This is a genomic window from Marinobacterium sp. xm-d-530, from assembly GCF_013283365.1.
Taxonomy (GTDB): domain Bacteria; phylum Pseudomonadota; class Gammaproteobacteria; order Pseudomonadales; family Balneatricaceae; genus Marinobacterium_E.
Genome location: NZ_WBYM01000003.1, coordinates 222014 through 240596, shown reverse-complemented (window position 1 = coordinate 240596; position 18583 = coordinate 222014). Strand labels below are relative to the sequence as shown.

Genomic DNA, 18583 nt, shown 5'->3' with positions numbered 1-18583 from the left:
TATAAAAATTAGTGACGACCCGAAGAGCCAAAGCCGCCTTCGCCGCGATCCGTTTCAGTAAATTCTTCAACAAATTCAAAATCAGCTTGAACCACAGGAACCAAAACTAACTGTGCGATGCGCTCGCCTGGCTCAACTGTGAAAGTGGTTTGACCACGGTTCCAGCACGAGACAAATAGCTGGCCCTGGTAGTCAGAATCGATCAAGCCAACCAGGTTGCCAAGCACGATGCCATGCTTATGCCCCAGGCCAGAACGTGGAAGAATCATTGCGCAGAGGCTAGGGTCTTCAATAAAGATCGACATGCCGGTTGGAATCAGTTCGGTTTGGCCTGGCTCTAGAGTCAGCGGCGCTTCAACACAGGCACGAAGATCCAGACCCGCTGATCCAGTGGTGGCGTAAGTTGGCATGGGAATCGAGTCACCTAGGCGCTTATCTAGGATTTTTACTTGTAGCTTTTGCATATCAATCCATCAATTGTGAAATGTGTGAAATGAGTTGTTCGGCCAATTCGCTCTTACCGGCTTTGGGAAGAGGGAGTTCGCCGTTAGGTCCAACCAGAATGACTTCATTCTGATCAGCATTAAATCCAATATCGGCTTGCGAGACGTCGTTAGCAATCACCAGATCCAGCCCTTTGCGAACCAGTTTGCTGCGAGCGTACTCAACGAGATTTTCAGTCTCAGCAGCGAAGCCAATCATCAGTGGGCGCTCAGGTTGCCCGGCAATGGTAGCGATGATGTCTGGATTCTTGGTTAATAGAATCTCCATCACCTCTTCGGCCCCTTTCTTGATCTTCTGCTCTGCGACCAGTTGCGGACGGTAATCGGCCACAGCAGCGGCGCCAATGAAGATGTCAGCTTGTTCTGAAGCAACCAAAGCGGCTTCAAGCATCTGCTCTGCTGACTCGACATCAACTCGTCGAACCCCTTTAGGCGTTGGCAGTGATACAGGCCCTGCGATCAAGGTGACATTGGCACCCGCTTTAGCGGCTGCTGAAGCCAGTTCGAATCCCATTTTGCCTGAGCTGTGATTCGAGATGAAACGAACAGGGTCGATCGCTTCACGGGTAGGACCAGCGGTAATCACAACGCTCTTCTCATTGAGCGGACCGTTCGCAATTAGATTGGCGCAACTGGCTAGGATATCAGTGGGATCAATCATGCGACCAGGCCCCGTATCACCACAAGCTTGCTCACCCGAACCTGGGCCAAATATATTGACGCCTTGAGATAGTAACGTCTCTAAGTTCTGCTGGGTGCGAGGGTCACGCCACATAGCCTGGTTCATGGCTGGCGCTAACGCGATAGGGGCATCCGTCGCCAGACAGAGAGTGGTCAGCAAGTCGTTTGCCATGCCGCCTGCAAATCGAGCCATAAAGTCAGCCGTCGCTGGCGCTACGATGATGAGATCCGCCCAACGGGCCAGTTCAATATGCCCCATGCCCTGTTCAGCTTCCGGATCGAGCAGGGATTGATGCACAGGGTTGCCTGATAGCGCTTGCAGGGTCAGCGGGGTGATGAACTCGGCACCAGCGTCCGTTAGAACAACGCGTACCTCCGCGCCGACTCCTTTGAATAGACGCGTCAATTCAGCTGCTTTATACGCTGCAATACCGCCAGTGATACCGATCAAAATGTGGCGGTTAGTAAGTCTATGCATACCTCGAAAGCCTTATAAACAGTGACAATGTTTAAATTGAATTATCTTCTATACTGGGATCAGAGTATAGCGAAATATCGTTCATCACAGGGAGGTGATATGAAAATTTTGGATTGGCCAAGTTCAGAGAGGCCGCGTGAGAGGCTATTACAACAGGGCGCATCGGCGCTGAGTGATGCTGAACTCCTGGCCGTTTTTGTAGGGCAGGGGTTACCGGGCTGCAATGCCGTCGATCTTGGCCGTCAATGGTTGGATCAAGCGGGTAGCTTAAATGCACTGCTCAATAGAGAGTGTGAAAGCTTTATCGATTTGGCCGGCGCCGGCCTTGCTCGGTACGTTCTGCTTCAGGCAGCTCTGGAGCTGGGGAAACGCTACCTAGCCAGTGAAATAGCACAACGTTCGGTGATCGAGAGTCCGGAATCGGTTAAGGCCTATCTTAGCCATGAGCTGGCCGGCGCCAGCCGAGAGCACTTCGGCTGTCTGTTTCTGGATGCACAGCATCGAGTGATTAAATGGCAGGTGCTCTTTTCTGGTACGTTAAATGCGGCTGCGGTCTACCCCAGAGTTATTGTTGAAGCGGCGCTGTCGCTCAACGCCTCAGCCATTATCCTCGCCCATAACCACCCCTCAGGCGTCTGCGAGCCCTCGATGGCCGATCAAACCATTACCCAAAGAATCTCAGAAGCGCTAGCTCTGATCGACATCAAAGTGCTCGATCATCTGATCATAGCGGGCAGCCAATCGATGAGCTTTGCAGAGCGGGGGCTGCTATAGGTCACGGTTTGCCTACGGCAATTCGTTCCTACAGGGTGGGGGTTGCGATGATGTGTCACGGTTTACCTGCGGCAATTCGTTCCTGCGGGGTGTGGGATGTGATGATGTGTCACGGTTTACCTGCGGCAATTCGTTCCTACAGGGTGGGGGTTGCGATGATGTGTCGCGGTTTGCTTGTGGCAATTTGTTCCTACGGGGTGGGGGTTGCGATGATGTGTCGCGGTTTGCCTGCGGCAATTCGTTCCTACAGGGTGGCGTTGTAGGAGCGAATTTGAGCGAAGCGAAAAACCGCGAAAATAAAAAACCGCGCATAAAATCGCAAAACACAAACAAATACCGCAAACATAAATTACATAACTCAAGGATGAGTCATGATTAAAAAACCAGGTTACAGTTCGTTAAGAAAAGGCCGTGTTTCGATTCCAGGGCAGATTTATCATCTAACCACGGTGACGCTGGGGCGCCAGTGCTTTTTTGAAGATTTTGATGTGGCTCGATCTCTAGTTAAATGCCTGCACAGTCAACAGATTGAGAGTCTGGCCTATGTCATAATGCCCGATCATTTCCATTGGCTAATTCAACTCAATGAACACTCAGGTTCAATTTCACATGTGATGAGAAAAGTTAAGCTGAGTTTGGTTAAAGGTCAGGGTATCAGCTGGGAAAAAGGCTTTTATGATCGAGCGATTAGGCGATCGGATGATATTGAGAGTATTGCTAGATACATTGTGATGAACCCAGTAAGAGCGGGTTTGGTAACAACAGTCAGAGAATATCCGCATTGGGATGCCATATGGCTTGATTAGACGTGTCACGGTTTGCCTACGGCAATTTGTTTCTTCGGGGTGTGGGTTACGATGATGTGTCACGGTTTGCCTGCGGCAATTCGTTCCTACAGGGTGGAGGTTTCGATTGGGTGTCACGGTTTACCTGCGGCAATTCGTTCCTACGGGGTGTGGGTTACGATGATGTGTCACGGTTTACCTGCGGTAATACGTTCCTACGGGGTGTGGGTTACGATCATTTGTCACGGTTTACCTGTGGCAATTCGTTCCTACGGGGTGTGGGTTGCGATGATTTGTCACGGTTTACCTGCGGTAATTCGTTCTTGCGGGGTGCGGGTTGCGATGATGTGTCACGGTTTGCCTGCGGCAATTCGTTCCTGCGGGGTGCGGGTTGCGATGATGTGTCACGGTTTGCCTGCGGCAATTCGTTCCTACGGGGTGGCGTTGTAGGAGCGAATTTGAGCGAAGCGAAAAACCGCGAAATCTAAAAACCGCGAACAAAACCGCAAAACCACGATCTCACATCACTCCTAAGATTGAACAAAAAACAGACAAAAAGGTGGCGTTTGGGGTGGTTCTTCTGTAATATCACGCGCCTCTGTCTCATTGGTACGGGATTTCTGTCTCGTTTTCGGACGCTCCGCCTGAGATTGCCAAGGTTTTCGTTATGAAAGTGGCATTCAATAAATATCTGACAGAGTAAAAGAAAACACTATTAACTGAGGTTTTAAAATGTCTCGAGTATGTATGGTTACTGGCAAATCCCCAGTAACAGGAAACAACGTTTCCCACTCACAACGTAAAACACGTCGTCGCTTCCTACCAAACCTGCACTGGCACCGTTTTTGGGTAGAGAGCGAAAACAAATTCGTTCGTCTACGCGTATCTTCTAAAGGTATGCGCATCATCGACAAGAAAGGCATCGACGCTGTTCTTGTTGACGTTCGTAAAAATGGCAACAAAGTCTAAGCATAAGGAGCTAAGTCATGGCTAAAGGCGCACGCGAAAAGATCCGACTAGTCTCTTCTGCAGGTACTGGTCACTTCTACACTACAGATAAGAACAAGCGTAACACTCCGGACAAATTCGAATTCAAGAAATACGATCCGGTTGTTCGTAAGCACGTTATCTACAAGGAAGCTAAGATCAAGTAATTGATACAGCATCCCAAAGATACCCGCATTCGGTTACACTGATGCGGGTATTTTTTTGCCCAGCGTTTACCCATTTAAGGATGTTCGCATGACTAAGTCATGGATGAGTGTTGTACCTTTTGCATTTGTTCTGCTTTGGAGCACCGGCTTTATCGGTGCTCGATACGGTTTGCCCTATATTGAACCGTTTAACTACCTATTTATCCGTATGCTGTTCACGTTGGCGGTCTTCTTTTTATTGATTCAGATCTTCCGTGGACGTTGGCCGAGCTGGGATGTCGCTAAACATCAGTTGGTTACGGGATCGTTGATTCATGCAGGCTATTTGGGTGGCGTATTTGCAGCCATCAAGTTGGATATGCCGGCCGGTGTAACGGCGATTATTGTCGGTCTGCAGCCGCTACTGACCGCCTTTATCTCACAGATATGGCTCAAGTCGAAGTTGAGCCCTATGGGTTGGGTTGGGTTGTGGCTTGGCTTGATCGGCGTCGTGACAGTGCTCTGGTCAGGTGTGGCGGATGAGGAGATTACCCTTACGGCGGGAGCGATCACGGCCGCCTTGGTGGCACTCTTTGCGATCTCTATTGGCACCCTCTATCAGAAACGTTTTGGTGGGGGGGCGGATCTTCTTACTGGATCGTTCATTCAATACGTGATGACGGCGATTATCATGGGCGCTTTAACCTTCGCTTTTGAGACTCAAGAGGTGGTTTGGCACATTGAGTTAATTGGCGCGTTGACCTGGTTGGTGCTTGGTCTGTCGCTCTCTGCTATTTTGCTATTGATGTTGATGATTCGTGAAGGTGAGTCAGCCAAAGTAGCCAGCTATTTCTATCTTGTTCCGCCCGCAACAGCGCTAGAAGCTTGGTATCTGTTTGATGAGCGTCTGTCGATGCTAACCTTGGTGGGTGTGGCTGTGACGGTGCTAGGTGTCTTTTTAACCCAACGTGCGGCTAAGGTGAGTTAAGTGCCAGAGTTACCCGAAGTAGAGACAACACGACGAGGCATAGAGCCGCACATTGATCAGCAGCGTGTGGCCGATTTTGTGGTGCGTGAGCCTCGTTTGCGTTGGTCTGTGCCTAGTGAAATTCCTAAAAACATCGTTGAAAAAAAGGTTAATAGCGTCGAACGTCGAGGAAAATATATCCTGATACGTTTTGATGAGGGCGATCTCATGGTGCACTTGGGTATGTCAGGTAGCTTGAGAGTTCTTCCCAAAGGAACAGAACCGGCCAAACATGATCATGTGGATCTCGTGATGGAAAATGGCTTGTTGGTGCGCCTAACCGATCCTCGCCGTTTCGGTTCTGTGCTCTGGCAACCCAAAGGTGAGACGCACAAGTTATTGGAGAAGCTAGGCCCAGAGCCTCTGTCCGATGCATTTAACGTGGATTATCTGTTTAAGGCGTCACGTAATCGCTCTCTAGCCATCAAGCAGTTCATCATGACCTCTGAAGTCGTCGTCGGTGTTGGCAACATTTATGCTAATGAGTCTCTCTTTAGAGCGGGTATCGATCCGCGTAAGCCGGCGGGTAAGGTGTCAAAACAGCGTTATGAGCGTTTGGTCGGCGAGATTAAGAGCGTGCTTGAGTACGCCATCACGCGCGGTGGTACTACCTTAAGGGATTTCCTCTCCAGTGACGGCAAGCCAGGTTATTTTGCGCAAGAGCTCTCGGTCTACGGTCGAGGCGGTGAGGCCTGTAAATCCTGTGGCTCGACGCTTAAAGAGATTCGTCAGGGTCAACGGGCGACGGTATTTTGTCCTAGGTGTCAGCGTTAATGAGCTTTAGGCAGGCGTTCCCCGTTGAGACGGTAGAGCAGAAGGCTCGTCGTCAGGGGTTGGGTATTTCGGATGCGCTGACACATCGTGAAGTGTGGCGATTGGATGCCAGCATTAATGTCGAGATCTACCCTGTCTCGCACAGCGCCCCCAATATTCTGTTTCTCGCAGGGATCGGCACCTATGTCGAGCTCTATGCTGAATTAGCTGTAGCCCTTAATCAGCAGGGTTTTAATGTGATTGCGGTCGATCCTCCGGGACACGGCTACTCTGCAGGTAATCGCGGTCGATATACTGTTGAACAGTTCCAGCATCACCTTTCCCATGTGCTGAATGCCCTTGAATCCCGCTTTACCGGTCCATGGTCCGTCTATGGTTACTCGATAGGGGCTGTCACGGCGGTTGCGTTGGCTGAGCTAGATCAGCGCATTCAATCGGTGCTCTGTACCACGCTGCTGTTAGGGCAAGAGCCTCCCGATATGATGTATGCCTTGGGTTGGAGCTGGACTCGCTTCAGCGCTCTGTGGTTTCCCAATATGCGCCTGCCACTTAAGAGCTTTATCGATTTTGAGTCGCTTCTGGGTGATCACCCCGCAGGGCCCTACATCAATGACGATCCATTGATTATCTTTGACTACCCTCTGGCAACGCTTGCTTCACTGTTTACCCATCAAGCTGGGATTGCTGATTCGGTGTTCCCATTTACATTGATCAATCTGCAAGGTGATCATGATGAGGTGTTATCCAAAGAGTATGCGCTACGTGTGGCTAATAGGATTAAGCAGCCGATGCATTTGGAGTTCATTGAAGGGGCTGGGCATATGATGCCCTGGGATGATCCCGAGGATCTGGCGCATCGCATCGCATTGCTGTTGGGCAAATAGCAGGCAAAAAAATAGGGCGGCCACTCCATGGCACGCCCTGTTGGAAGACTTTCCTTGCAACCTAGTCGCGTCCTGCGATGTCCCTGTGTTGCTTTACTTCCATTGAAACCAATCCTTGGTCTCACCGGGTCAATCCATGACCTCAGTTATTCCGTGGTGCGTACTTTAGGGATTGAGATAGGGTTTGTATATAGTCATAACAGCTAAAAAGAGGTTATTTAGATATTATTTAGTTATATGTAAATAACCAAAGCCATTTTTGTGTCGATTTGTTGGTCGGCGGGTTAGTCTTGCCGCCATCTTGAGCGTTATACTTGTTAAAAATCATCTACTAATGAGGTGTCTCGTGGCATTCGATCCTAGCCAACGCATTTTTCCACTCACTCGCATGCGTCGTATGCGTGCTAGCACTTTCTCTCGTGATTTGATGCGTGAGAACCAGCTGACAGCCCAAGATCTGATCTACCCAATGTTTGTGATTGAGGGCGAAGGTGAGCGTGAAACGGTCCCCTCTATGCCGGGTGTTGAGCGACTCAGCATTGATCTGCTTGTTGATGCCTGTCAGGAAGCTTATGAACTAGGTATTCCTGCCGTGGCTCTATTCCCAGTCACACCTGCATCCGCTAAGTCTGAAATGGCCGAAGAGGCATTCAATCCAGAGGGTTTGGCACAGCGTGCCGTGCGAGCGATCAAAGCAAAATTACCAGAACTGGGTGTGATTACTGACGTTGCGTTGGATCCATTTACTACCCATGGACAGGACGGCATCATCGATGAAGAGGGTTACGTACTCAATGACATCACTGTTGATGTATTGGTGAAGCAGGCGCTCTCACACGCTGAAGCGGGCGCTGATGTGGTGGCCCCGAGTGATATGATGGATGGCCGTATTCAGGCGATCCGTGAAGCGCTAGAGGCCGGTGGTCATGTCAATACTCGCATCCTTGCCTACTCTGCCAAGTATGCAAGTGCTTACTACGGTCCTTTCCGTGACGCAGTAGGCTCTGCCGGTAATCTTGGCAAAGGCAATAAATACAGCTACCAGATGGACCCTGCTAACAGCGATGAAGCCCTGCACGAGGTTGCTCTCGATCTAGCTGAGGGTGCTGATATGGTGATGGTAAAACCGGGTATGCCCTATCTTGATATCGTGCGCCGTGTGAAAACTGAGCTACGTGTGCCTACCTATGCTTACCAAGTGAGCGGCGAATATGCGATGCACATGGCGGCGTTTCAAAATGGCTGGTTGGATGAGGAGTCGGTGATGATGGAGTCACTGCTGGCATTCAAACGAGCAGGTGCCGATGGCATCTTGACCTACTTTGCCGTTAAAGCGGCACGCCTGCTTAAATCGAAGGCTTAACCGCTGTTAAGTGATCTGCCTCTGTTGCGATTTGAAATCATCCAGCAGAGGCGCAAATCCGGCTTTGTAGTCCTGGTATCGACAGACAAAGCCACTCTCCCTCATCGCTCTGTTAGCGATGCGTTTATTCCCGCCACGCTGTATCGGCTCCTGATGATGGGCTGCCACGCCCAGTTGCTCTGCAAGCCACTTGGTAATCTCATGAATCGGTGCTGGGTGACCGTCGCTGGCTAAATAGAGTTCTTTCAGTGGTTGTTGGTCGATCGCTTTGCCAATTAAGTGCACAACAAAATCGGCCAAGTCGTCACTGTGTATACGATTGCTAAAATGAGTCGGCGTCTCTAACGCAATGGTTCCACTGAGGATGCGTTTTAGAAGGTGGGTACGGCCAGGGCCGTATATGCCGCTGCTGCGGATCAGGGTGCAAGCTGATCGCTGTTTAAACTGTGATTCGCCTTCCAAAAGTAGAACGGAGTGCGCCGTGTTAGGTTCAGCAGCGCTGAATTCATCAATCCACTCACCACGGTTTTGAGCATAGACGCCGGTTGAGCTAACCACAAAAGAGCGTATCGGTGCAGTTGGCAGTGCTTTTAATATGGCAGCCGGGGCATCGACGTATATCTGTCGGTAGTGCTCAATATCGCGTGATTTTGCGGCGGCCGAGAAGATGACGTAATCGACTTCTGGAAGGGGCGGGAGATTTTCAATTTCATAAAAGTCGCACGCTATTGGTTGTACGCCTTCCGATAGCTGGTCTATATTACGTCTAAGACCATAGACCTTATGTTGTTGACTGATGAGCTTGGTTGCAATGGTATTGCCCAAGTCACCACAGCCAATGATTAGAAAACGTTTCGACACGGTAGTGTTCTCCCTTTAGTCGTTAAAGATTACCAGAGGATCGAAAATGACGCTTACAGAACTTCGCTACATCGTCACGCTAGCTCGTGAACAGCACTTCGGCCATGCCGCCGAAAAATGCTTTGTCAGTCAGCCGACGCTCTCTATCGCCGTTAAAAAGCTGGAAGATGAGCTCGGTGTCGCGTTGTTTGAACGCAGTAAAAACGCCGTACGCGTGACGCCCATAGGTGACAAAGTAGTGCGTCAAGCACAGCGCGTATTAGAGCAGGCTGAAGCGATTAAAGAGCTCTCCCGTGAAGGTAAAGATCAGCTGGCTACCCCGTTACGTGTGGGTGCAATTTACACCATCGGTCCCTACCTTTTCCCTCGTCTAATTCCCGAAGTTCAGCAGATTGCACCGCAAATGCCTCTCTACATCGAGGAGAATTTGACCGAAGTTCTTCGAAGCAAAATACGCACTGGTGAGTTGGATGCGATCATCATCGCGTTGCCTTTCCATGAGCCCGATGTGCTGACTCGGGCGGTTTATGATGAGACCTTCAGTTTAATTACTCCAAAAGGGCATGAGCTGAGCAAAGCGGGCTCAGTGGACTCTCAGAAGTTGAACGAGCTGGATATGCTGCTGCTGGGTGAGGGGCACTGTTTCAGGGATCAGGTACTGGAGGCCTGCCCAAGCTTGAATCAGTCGTTCCATGATCAACACAGAGTCACTGAAGGCAGTTCACTAGAGACCATTCGTATGATGGTCGCCTCTGGCTTAGGAACCAGCGTGTTACCAGAGTCGGCTTTAGCGAATCACCCCTCCAATTCGTTGGTTGATATTGTGCCGTTCAATGATCCCAAACCCATGCGATCGGTTGCTGTTGCTTGGCGTGCCAGCTTCCCTCGTCCACAGGCGATTGATGTGTTGGTTGATGCCATCGCTAAGTGCCGAGCGTTGGATAGTTAACTGGCCGTGTCTTCTCAGGTAGCCCATCGAAAGGTCACTGAGCTAAAGGGTGTTGGCGCTGCGCTAGCGTCCAAACTTGGCAAGCTAGGTATTCATAACTTTCAGGATCTGCTGTTTCACTTGCCGTTGCGCTACCAAGATCGAACGCGCATCACTGCGATAGGAGCGATGCGCCCCGGTGATGAGGTGGTGGTTGAGGCGCGTGTAATCGCGTGTGACATCGTGATGGGGCGCCGCCGAAGCCTGGTCTGCCGTATTCAGGATGGCACTGGTACCCTAACTCTGCGTTTTTTCCACTTCAGCGCTGCGCAAAAGAGCGGCTTGATCAATGCGGATATTCGCTGTTTTGGCGAGGTGCGCCCTGGTGCAAATGGTTTAGAACTGATTCATCCCGAGTACAAGCTGATGAAGGGCGATGGCTTTGATCAGTTGGAAGAGACGCTGACCCCAATCTATCCATTGACTGAAGGTTTGACTCAACCGCGCCTTAGAAGCCTGGTAGGGCAGGCACTCTCCGCTTTGGGTTCTGAACCCTTAGATGAGTTGCTGCCGGACTCTGAGCTAGCGCGCAACCATTACCCCTCACTAACCGATGCCGTGCGCTTTCTTCACCAGCCTCCTGTTGGTGTGGATTTGGAGTCGCTACTTGAAGGGCAGCATCCAGCGCAGAGACGCTTAGCTTTCGAAGAGTTATTGGCACATAACCTATCGCTTCGCGTGGTACGTCATCAGATGCAGACGCAAGGTGCGCCAGCGCTGAAATCGACGGGTCGACTCACGCTGCCGTTTCTAGATCGGCTGCCTTTTTCACTTACAGAGGCTCAGCTTCGTGTGGCACGAGAGGTGGCCCGTGATATGGGGCGCCCTTTGCCGATGTTGCGGTTGGTGCAGGGTGATGTGGGCTCAGGTAAGACCATGATTGCTGTATTGGCCGCGTTACAAGCGGTTGAAAACGGCAAACAAGCGGCGGTTATGGCTCCGACAGAAATTCTGGCCGAACAGCATCTAATCAACTTTAAAAGTTGGCTGGAGCCGCTTGGGATTAAGGTCTCGTGGTTGGCGGGTAAGGTAAAAGGTAAAGCACGGGAAGCGGCATTAGCTGAGATCAGTGGTGGTGAGGCTCAGGTGGTTGTCGGAACCCACGCCCTGTTTCAAGATGAGGTCGCCTTCCATGATCTGGCGATGGTTGTGATTGATGAGCAGCATCGATTTGGCGTCGATCAGAGGCTAAGTTTGCGTGAAAAGGGGCGAAATGACGGTAAAATACCTCATCAGCTCATAATGACCGCTACCCCCATCCCTCGTACACTAGCAATGAGTGCTTACGCTGACCTGGACTGCTCCATCATCGATGAGCTACCACCGGGCCGAACGCCAGTGCAAACGGTCGTGATTGATGACAGTCGTCGCGATCGAGTGGTTGAGCGCGTTGAACAGAACTGCAAACAGGGCCTGCAGGCCTATTGGGTCTGTACGCTGGTAGAGGAGTCCGAAGCGCTGCAGTGTCAGGCAGCCGAAACGACTGCCGAAGAGCTGCGCGAGGCTCTGCCCGATCTTAGAATTGGTCTGGTGCATGGTCGTCTGAAACCGGCCGAAAAAGCGGATGTGATGGCGCAATTCAAAGCGCATGAGTTGGATCTTTTGGTGGCTACGACGGTGATTGAGGTCGGCGTAGACGTTCCGAATTCGAGTTTAATGATCATCGAGAACCCCGAACGACTGGGATTATCACAGTTGCATCAGTTACGCGGCCGTGTAGGTCGAGGGTCGCGAGAGAGTTTTTGTGTTTTGATGTATCATGCGCCTCTTTCGCAGCAGGGTCGCGACCGTTTGGCAATCATGCGTGAGACCAGTGACGGTTTCCGTATTGCAGAGCGTGATCTTGAGTTGCGAGGCCCGGGTGAGGTGTTAGGCACCCGCCAGACAGGCATGATGAGTTTCAGAATCGCCGATCTGCAACGTGACGCTGACATGCTCGACAGTGTCCAGCAGACAGCAGAGCGCATAGAGACATCAACAGAATTAACCCGTCAGCTGTGTGATCGATGGATCCTCAATGCTGATCAATACGCACAGGTTTAAGATGCAACCAACAGAGAGACAGCTTCAAATAGTACGCCAGCAGATCGGTCGCGAGCCTCGCGGTATCGAGGCGATAGCGGCACAAACCCCTAGTGGTGTGCCATTGGTGTTACAGATGCGAAGCCTGATCGATGATAAGCCTTTCCCAACCCTCTATTGGCTGAGCAGTAAGGATTTAAGTGTTGAGATCAGTCGTGTCGAGATGACGGGCTGGATTAAGCGTTTTGAGGAGGAGCTGCAAGAGGATGCAGAGCTTCGTGATACCTACATGGCGCAGCAGAAACACTACATGGAGCGCCGCTGGGAACTGATGCGTCCGGAGGACAGACAGCGAATCGAAACTCTTGGGTTCACTAAGATGTTCAACGAGGTAGGCATTGGCGGTATTGCTAACTGGGACAAAGTTCGTTGTCTGCACATGAACTACGCCTACCACTTGGTGGAGCCCAATGTGGTTGGCCAGCGTCTTGATCAAGAGTTTCAGATGAACGAGCTGGCGCCGGAGTTTTAGGTCAATCAGGCACAAAAAAACGCGACCCAAGGTCGCGTTTTTTTGTCTTTGAGTTCGATTAGCCAACCAGCTTCTCGTACTTGATCATCAGTTGCTCTTCAGTTTCAACGTGATCAGGATCTTTTGGAATACAGTCAACCGGACAAACCTCAACACACTGTGGCGTGTCGTAGTGGCCTACACACTCAGTACATTTACTTGGCTCGATCTCGTAGATCTCATCCCCTGGGCTGATCGCCTCGTTAGGACATTCTGGTTCACACACATCACAGTTGATGCATTCGTCGGTAATCATTAGTGCCATCGTGTCTACCTCACTCTAGGCTCAAATCTAAACTAGTTAGAAAAATGTCGTTTCAATGCCGCATCGACAGCCGGATGAACAAACTCTGTCACGTCTCCACCTAATGACGCGATTTCGCGAATCAGCGTCGATGAGATGTACGACAAGTGTTCAGCCGGTGTTAAAAACAGGCTCTCAGCTTGTGGAGCCAACTTTCGGTTCATATTGGCAAGCTGAAACTCATATTCAAAATCTGAAACCGCTCGCAAACCTCGTAAAATGACGTCGCATTGATGATCTTTCAAAAGATCGATCAGTAGGCTGTTAAAGCCAACCACTTCTACGTTGTCGAGGTGTGCCAAGGATTCGCGTGCAAGTTCTACTCGAACATCCAAATCCAGCAGGGGACGTTTTTTTGGGCTCTCTGCCACAGCTACTACAATCTGACCAAACAGTTTGGAGGCTCTCTCCACCAAATCTACATGGCCGTTCGTAATAGGATCAAACGTTCCTGGGTAAGCTACCCTTTTCATCCCAGCTACTCCTAATAGCGGTAATATTCCCGCGGATGGTAACGGAATTGCGTCAAGGCGACAAATTATAGGAGAAACTTTTAATAATTAATAGATATATTAAATTATTTATCTATAACTAAAATTAATTTCTTTTATACAAGCGGTAGCTGACGTCACCTGCCTGTTTGTCGCGATACAGTTGCCAGTTATCTGGAACTAATAGGGTACTTAGCGATCTCTCAGTCTCTATATATATCATCGATCCATCTGCAAGAACTTGATTTTCCTCAAGTAGCTGACAGATGCCTGAAACTAAGTCTTTGTTGAAGGGGGGGTCTAAGAAGACCAGGTCGTATCGAAATTCACGGCTCGCTTGCTGCAGGAGCCATTGAGTAGCGTCTGTTTCGAGCACTTCAGCGTTTTGTGCCTTCAGCTCTTGCAGATTGTGTTTAAGTGAATTGCAGACCAAGCGCGATGCATCAATCAGTGTGGCGTGAGCTGCACCGCGCGACAGCGCTTCAAACGCCAGCGCACCGCTGCCGCTAAACAGATCCAGGCATTTGGCTGCTGGTGTGTAAGCTTGTAACCAGTTGAATAGCGTTTCTCGAACCCGATCCGGTGTTGGGCGAAGTCCTTCACTCTCTGGAAAGCTCAGTTTTCGTGAGCGCCAATCTCCGCCGATGATGCGAACGAACGAGTCATTTGCTCGATTATGAGGGGCGGGTTTGCTGTTTCTGTTGCGTCTAGGGCTCATTGAAAAAGGTCTCTGCCAAAGCAGTTTTAGGTAAACAGAAATTTTAACCTCAGCTTAGGCTAATAGATAGGCTTTCACAGCGTCTGATGTGGTAGAATTCTGGACTTATATTTTGACTGTTTAGTTCCCTCTGATTAGGACTGTTTAGACTATGGAATCTCTCTACAACTGGATGCTTGATAACGGCTATGATCCAGCCATTATCCCTTACGTTGCGGCCGCTTTTGCCGTCGTCATTTTGATTGTGATGATGCGTTATCTGAAAGGGGATAAAACTGAGGCTATTCAGGATTCTGCTTCAGAAAAAAGCGTTGAAGAGAGCGTTACAGAGGCCCCAGTTGAAACACCATCGGTTGACGAAGCGCCCGTTGAAGAGCCGCCTGTTGCTGAAGACGCAGTCGAAGAGGTAGTTGAGCCAGCAGCTGCAGAAGAGACGGTTGAGCCAGAAGCTGTTGAGACCGAAGTGGAGGTTGAACAGACTCCTGCAGAGCCAGAGCCAGAGCCAGAGCCAGAGCCAGAGCCAGAGCCAGAGCCAGAGCCAGAGCCAGAGCCAGAGCCAGAGCCAGAGCCAGAGCCAGAGCCAGAGCCAACAAAAAGCTTCTTCGATCGTGTTAAATCCGGTCTAAGTCGCACGAAAGCCGGCCTGACTGAGCAGATTACAACCCTCTTCGCCGGTAACCCTGAGATCGATGAAGATCTTATGGAAGAGATCGAGACCTTGTTGCTGATGGCCGATATTGGCGTTGAGGCAACGACAGAGATTATCGAACGTTTAACCGATCGTGTAGAGCGTAAACAGCTCTCGGATGGCGACGCTCTGCAGGCGGCTCTGAAACAGGAGCTGGCCGAGCTATTAGAACCCGTTGATCAACCGCTTGAATTACAGAGTGACAAATCCCCAATGGTGATTCTGATGGTGGGTGTTAACGGTGTCGGTAAAACAACGACCATCGGTAAACTGGCCAAGAAGTATCAGGGTGAAGGTAAGTCGGTGATGTTAGCGGCGGGTGATACCTTCCGTGCCGCGGCGGTTGAACAGCTTCAGGTTTGGGGTGAGCGAAATAACGTCCCAGTGGTTGCTCAACATACCGGTGCAGACTCAGCCTCTGTTCTATTTGATGCGCTTGAGTCAGCTAAAGCGAAAAACGTTGATGTATTGATTGCAGATACAGCGGGTCGTTTGCAGAACAAAGATAACCTGATGCAAGAGTTACAGAAGGTTGTTCGTGTGATGCAGAAGTTAGATCCTTCGGCGCCACATGAAGTGATGTTGGTACTCGACGCGGGTACGGGTCAGAACGCCATCAGCCAGGCTAAAGAGTTCAAAGAGGCGGTGGGCGTGACGGGCATTACCCTAACGAAACTCGATGGCACAGCGAAGGGCGGTATTATCTTTGCCATCGCCAAACAGTTTGGTCTGCCTATTCGATTCATCGGTGTCGGTGAGCAAGCTGATGACCTACGTCCTTTTGAAGCGAAAGCTTTTGTTGAGGCGTTGTTCGACTAACTCCTATGGCGGCTATTCAATTCACTAACGTCAGTAAGCGCTATGACTCTGGTCAAGAGGCCCTAAGGTCTGTCGACTTTACATTGGAGTCGGGCGAGATGGCCTTTTTGACAGGCCACTCGGGAGCAGGGAAGAGTACCCTGTTAAAACTGCTGACGCGCGTTGAGCAACCTAGCCGTGGTGATGTGTGGGTCGGTGATCAAAATCTATCTGAATTGTCTCGCAGCGAGATTCCGCAATATCGCCGAACCCTGGGTGTGGTCTACCAGAATCATCGTCTGTTAGAAGATCGCACTGTTTACCAGAACATTGCACTTCCACTGCGTATCGCAGGCTATAACGAAGAGGATATTGGTCGTCGCGTACGCGCGGCACTCGATCGAGTAGGACTGTTGGAGTCAGAGCAGAAGCTCCCACAGGCGTTATCGAGTGGCGAGCAGCAGCGTATCGGTATTGCGCGTGCCATTGTTCATAAGCCTAGGGTGCTGATTGCCGACGAGCCGACCGGTAACCTCGACCCTAGACTCTCTCTCGACATCATGAGTCTATTCGAGCAGTTCAACCGCATTGGAACGACCGTCTTGATCGCGACCCATGATGTGGCGTTGATCAAGCGAATGCGTCATAGAGTGCTGATTTTAGATAAGGGGCGACTGCGTCATGTCCAGTAGTGAGACTCGATCACGCGGCGCCTCTGATATCAGCGTCAGCCGTTGGCAACGCGTTAAACACTGGGCGGTACAGCACCGTCTAGAGAGTGCCGATGCCGTTAAGCGTCTTCTACATAATCGACTGTCGACGCTGGTGACACTGCTGCTATTGGCGGTTGTACTCGCTGTGCCAACCTTTATGTATTCGCTGTTGGGTAATTTGAAACAGCTGACACCGGGTACTGACTTTGAGCCTCAGCTTGCACTCTATTTAAGCCCAGAACTCAAAGCCGACGAGTTAGATCGATTCAGCCGTTCACTCCTGCTGCGTGATGATCTACTTTCGGTTGAATTGATCAGTAGCGATGTAGGTGCCAGCGAGTTTAAAAGCCACTCTGAACTGGGTGAGCTGATCAACCTATTGGATGAGAATCCACTCCCAGCGGTTGTGCTCGCGACGCCGCGTGATCAAGATCCTGCGACCATGAAAGCACTGCGTGAAAGCATGGCAGCCTTGCCAGAGGTGGATGTCGCCGAGTTAGACGTAGAGTGGTTAGAGCGTCTCGAAGTGATTTTAGGCTCATTCTCCAGCATCAGTTTTGTGCTGGCGCTGTTATTGGGTATGACCGTGCTTCTGGTGATCGCTAACACCATTCGTACCATGATCAGCAGTCGCCAAGAGGAGATTGAGGTCAGTTTGTTGATAGGCGCTACCGCTGCTTGGGTGAGACGCCCATTCCTCTATGCAGGACTGCTGTACGGACACTTTGGTGCACTGTTGAGCCTAGTATTGGTTTACTTCTCACTGGCACTTGTCGAAGCGCCATTGGCTGAGTTAACAGAGCTCTATATTGGTCGTTTTGATCTTCAGGGACCTGATTTGTCATTAATCATGGCGCTGTTAGTGGGCGGGACTATACTAGGATGGATAGGGGCATTCATTGCTGTATCCAGACAGATGGGGCAGTTAAATCAAGGCTCTGATTGATCGGATTTAGCCGGATTTGCGTTTATCTGTCACTCTGGTATCTTTTTGGGTCCAGTGTTGGTAAATATTAGTAATTCCTAATGAACTTTTTTGTCAAAACTGGGTCTAACTAGACAGTTAAAACGATTTAAAACAGTGTAAAAAACGAAAGTTTTTGAGGTTTAAAGAGAAATGGGCACTAGCTTGCAATTAGTTGAACATCTGACTCCGGGGCGCGATCTTGACGCTTACGTTCAGAATGTCAGCACTATCCCTATCCTCACTCCAGAGGAAGAACGGGAGCTTGCCGAGCGTCTGCATTTTGAGCAAGACCTTGATGCGGCTCGCCAGTTGGTTATGTCACATCTGCGCTTTGTTGTGCACATTGCGCGCAGCTACAAAGGCTACGGCCTTCCTCTCGGTGATTTGATCCAAGAGGGTAACGTTGGTTTGATGAAAGCGGTTAAGCGTTTTGATCCAACCGTTGGTGTTCGTCTAGTGAGCTTTGCCGTTCACTGGATCAAAGCCGAAATGCACGAATTCATTCTTCGCAACTGGCGTATTGTTAAAGTTGCGACGACCAAAGCTCAGCGTAAGCTGTTCTTTAACCTACGCTCACAGAAGAAGAGCCTAGGTTGGATGAACAATGATGAAGTTGAAGCGATCGCAGAAGATCTAGGCGTTGATGCTGCAGTAGTGCGTCAGATGGAGGGTCGCATGGCCGCCACTGACATGGCCTTTGATGCGCCTGCTGCTGATGATTCTGAAGAGAGTGCGCCTGTTGCACCGGCACTGTTCTTGGAAGACAAGTCTGCCGATCCAGCCGAGCTACTTGAAGAGCAGGATTGGGAAGATAATTCTAACCGCCAGTTAGCCGCAGCGATGGGCCAGTTGGACGAGCGCAGTCGAGATATCTTGGCACAGCGTTGGTTGCTTGATGAAAAAGCAACGCTGCACGAGTTGGCCGCTAAGTATGAGGTCTCTGCAGAGCGTATCCGTCAGCTTGAAAAGAACGCGATGAAGAAAATTAAAAACGCTTTAGTCGTTATCTAACGGATGAAAGTGTTGTGAAAAAGCCGCATTAGCGGCTTTTTTTGTGTAT

The 18583-nt window shown here is 50.4% G+C and carries 21 protein-coding genes; 15 read left to right on the top strand and 6 right to left on the bottom strand.

Annotation, left to right across the window (positions count from 1 at the left end):
- Nucleotides 1-8: 8 nt before the first annotated feature.
- A complete protein-coding gene (dut, locus tag XMD530_RS06530; protein WP_173481872.1) occupies nucleotides 9-464 on the bottom strand; it encodes a dUTP diphosphatase in 456 nt (151 codons plus the stop codon).
- 1 nt (nucleotide 465) lies between these two features.
- Entirely contained in the window at nucleotides 466-1662 is a 1197-nt protein-coding gene (coaBC, locus tag XMD530_RS06525; protein WP_173506906.1) for a bifunctional phosphopantothenoylcysteine decarboxylase/phosphopantothenate--cysteine ligase CoaBC, read from the bottom strand.
- Nucleotides 1663-1761: 99 nt separating this feature from the next.
- Here coaBC and radC point away from each other — a divergent pair, with 99 nt between their 5' ends.
- From radC to hemB, 8 genes are all read left to right on the top strand, one after another.
- Nucleotides 1762-2436 carry a DNA repair protein RadC gene (radC, locus tag XMD530_RS06520; protein ID WP_173481874.1) on the top strand — a complete coding sequence of 225 codons (675 nt, stop codon included), beginning with the start codon at nucleotides 1762-1764 and terminating at the stop codon, nucleotides 2434-2436.
- 371 nt (nucleotides 2437-2807) lie between these two features.
- Nucleotides 2808-3242, top strand: a complete 435-nt coding sequence (locus XMD530_RS06515; protein ID WP_173506905.1) for a transposase — start codon at nucleotides 2808-2810, stop codon at nucleotides 3240-3242.
- Between the two features lie 711 nt (nucleotides 3243-3953).
- Nucleotides 3954-4190 carry a 50S ribosomal protein L28 gene (rpmB, locus tag XMD530_RS06510; RefSeq protein ID WP_173481876.1) on the top strand — a complete coding sequence of 79 codons (237 nt, stop codon included), beginning with the start codon at nucleotides 3954-3956 and terminating at the stop codon, nucleotides 4188-4190.
- A 17-nt stretch (nucleotides 4191-4207) separates the two neighbouring features.
- Nucleotides 4208-4375 carry a 50S ribosomal protein L33 gene (rpmG, locus tag XMD530_RS06505; protein WP_027854336.1) on the top strand — a complete coding sequence of 56 codons (168 nt, stop codon included), beginning with the start codon at nucleotides 4208-4210 and terminating at the stop codon, nucleotides 4373-4375.
- Between the two features lie 88 nt (nucleotides 4376-4463).
- Nucleotides 4464-5342, top strand: a complete 879-nt coding sequence (locus XMD530_RS06500) for a DMT family transporter (RefSeq protein WP_173481877.1) — start codon at nucleotides 4464-4466, stop codon at nucleotides 5340-5342.
- Complete coding sequence (mutM, locus tag XMD530_RS06495; protein ID WP_173481878.1) at nucleotides 5343-6155, top strand: bifunctional DNA-formamidopyrimidine glycosylase/DNA-(apurinic or apyrimidinic site) lyase; 813 nt, start codon at nucleotides 5343-5345, stop codon at nucleotides 6153-6155. It begins immediately after the preceding gene.
- A complete protein-coding gene (locus tag XMD530_RS06490; RefSeq protein WP_173481879.1) occupies nucleotides 6155-7039 on the top strand; it encodes an alpha/beta hydrolase in 885 nt (294 codons plus the stop codon). The genes mutM and XMD530_RS06490 overlap by 1 nt, the downstream gene beginning before the upstream one ends.
- 346 nt (nucleotides 7040-7385) lie before the next feature.
- Complete coding sequence (hemB, locus tag XMD530_RS06485) at nucleotides 7386-8402, top strand: porphobilinogen synthase (protein WP_371731467.1); 1017 nt, start codon at nucleotides 7386-7388, stop codon at nucleotides 8400-8402.
- A gap of 6 nt (nucleotides 8403-8408) precedes the next feature.
- Here hemB and XMD530_RS06480 read toward each other — a convergent pair whose 3' ends face one another.
- Nucleotides 8409-9263, bottom strand: a complete 855-nt coding sequence (locus XMD530_RS06480) for an NAD-dependent epimerase/dehydratase family protein (protein WP_173482625.1) — start codon at nucleotides 9261-9263, stop codon at nucleotides 8409-8411.
- A 46-nt stretch (nucleotides 9264-9309) separates the two neighbouring features.
- Here XMD530_RS06480 and XMD530_RS06475 point away from each other — a divergent pair, with 46 nt between their 5' ends.
- The 3 genes from XMD530_RS06475 to XMD530_RS06465 are packed head-to-tail and all read left to right on the top strand — an operon-like array spanning nucleotide 9310 to nucleotide 12805.
- The gene (locus XMD530_RS06475; protein WP_173481882.1) at nucleotides 9310-10212 is read left to right on the top strand and encodes a hydrogen peroxide-inducible genes activator; all 903 of its coding nucleotides are present in this window, start codon (nucleotides 9310-9312) and stop codon (nucleotides 10210-10212) included.
- A gap of 6 nt (nucleotides 10213-10218) precedes the next feature.
- Nucleotides 10219-12294 carry an ATP-dependent DNA helicase RecG gene (recG, locus tag XMD530_RS06470; protein ID WP_173481883.1) on the top strand — a complete coding sequence of 692 codons (2076 nt, stop codon included), beginning with the start codon at nucleotides 10219-10221 and terminating at the stop codon, nucleotides 12292-12294.
- A complete protein-coding gene (locus XMD530_RS06465) occupies nucleotides 12269-12805 on the top strand; it encodes a DUF501 domain-containing protein (protein ID WP_254442848.1) in 537 nt (178 codons plus the stop codon). Before recG ends, XMD530_RS06465 begins: the two co-directional genes overlap by 26 nt.
- A gap of 58 nt (nucleotides 12806-12863) precedes the next feature.
- On the opposite strand, the gene XMD530_RS06460 is transcribed toward XMD530_RS06465, so the two are convergent.
- The 3 genes from XMD530_RS06460 to rsmD form a co-directional block, all read right to left on the bottom strand.
- Nucleotides 12864-13109: a YfhL family 4Fe-4S dicluster ferredoxin gene (locus tag XMD530_RS06460; protein ID WP_173481884.1), complete on the bottom strand. Its 246-nt coding sequence runs from the start codon at nucleotides 13107-13109 to the stop codon at nucleotides 12864-12866.
- Between the two features lie 32 nt (nucleotides 13110-13141).
- Complete coding sequence (coaD, locus tag XMD530_RS06455) at nucleotides 13142-13621, bottom strand: pantetheine-phosphate adenylyltransferase (RefSeq protein ID WP_173481885.1); 480 nt, start codon at nucleotides 13619-13621, stop codon at nucleotides 13142-13144.
- Between the two features lie 124 nt (nucleotides 13622-13745).
- Nucleotides 13746-14357, bottom strand: coding sequence for a 16S rRNA (guanine(966)-N(2))-methyltransferase RsmD (gene rsmD / locus XMD530_RS06450; RefSeq protein WP_173481886.1), 612 nt, complete (start codon nucleotides 14355-14357; stop codon nucleotides 13746-13748).
- A 247-nt stretch (nucleotides 14358-14604) separates the two neighbouring features.
- Between rsmD and ftsY the strand changes: the two genes are divergently transcribed.
- The 4 genes from ftsY to rpoH all read left to right on the top strand — a co-directional run bounded on the left by ftsY (nucleotide 14605) and on the right by rpoH (nucleotide 18534).
- Nucleotides 14605-15864, top strand: coding sequence for a signal recognition particle-docking protein FtsY (gene ftsY / locus XMD530_RS06445; protein WP_371731743.1), 1260 nt, complete (start codon nucleotides 14605-14607; stop codon nucleotides 15862-15864).
- Between the two features lie 5 nt (nucleotides 15865-15869).
- Nucleotides 15870-16535: a cell division ATP-binding protein FtsE gene (ftsE, locus tag XMD530_RS06440; protein ID WP_173481887.1), complete on the top strand. Its 666-nt coding sequence runs from the start codon at nucleotides 15870-15872 to the stop codon at nucleotides 16533-16535.
- On the top strand, nucleotides 16525-17502 hold the full coding sequence (gene ftsX / locus XMD530_RS06435) for a permease-like cell division protein FtsX (RefSeq protein ID WP_173482622.1): 978 nt from the start codon (nucleotides 16525-16527) through the stop codon (nucleotides 17500-17502). Before ftsE ends, ftsX begins: the two co-directional genes overlap by 11 nt.
- A 171-nt stretch (nucleotides 17503-17673) precedes the next feature.
- On the top strand, nucleotides 17674-18534 hold the full coding sequence (rpoH, locus tag XMD530_RS06430) for an RNA polymerase sigma factor RpoH (RefSeq protein WP_173482621.1): 861 nt from the start codon (nucleotides 17674-17676) through the stop codon (nucleotides 18532-18534).
- Nucleotides 18535-18583 lie beyond the last annotated feature (49 nt).